Consider the following 391-nt stretch of genomic DNA (forward strand, 5'->3'; position numbering starts at 1 on the left):
TGTTGCTGCAGTATTAGCCATAACACTGGCATTTATTTTTATCATACTCACCGGCTATAGTTCAGATAGTAGATTATTTCAGCTACCTGCTGCAGCCAGTGTAACATTATTTTTCTCCATTATCATTGCGGTGGCAGGTGCTTTATCAATATTTCTTGGAAGCTGGAGTATCCCTTTACTTGTAGTCATTTATTTACTTGCCAATTATCTCTACCAAAATGAGATTATCGATCCCAGAAATAAAGCATACGGATTAGATTATATAGATAAATTATCGCGCCCTTCTTATACAAAAGAGCGTATTAATGCACTTGCAAATGACAGTTCGATAGAGGCTGATAAGAAAGCTTTCTTACAAATTTTAAATAACTGGAAAGCTAGGCAGTCTTCG

At 36.1% G+C, this 391-nt stretch carries 1 protein-coding gene; it reads left to right on the top strand.

All coding sequences use genetic code 11. From position 1 onward, the window contains the following. Nucleotides 1–391 (top strand): hypothetical protein (locus CWB72_RS20710; RefSeq protein WP_212747930.1); only part of this gene is annotated, 391 nt, incomplete at both ends.

The organism is Pseudoalteromonas phenolica (assembly GCF_005886345.1).
Lineage (GTDB): Bacteria > Pseudomonadota > Gammaproteobacteria > Enterobacterales > Alteromonadaceae > Pseudoalteromonas > Pseudoalteromonas phenolica_A.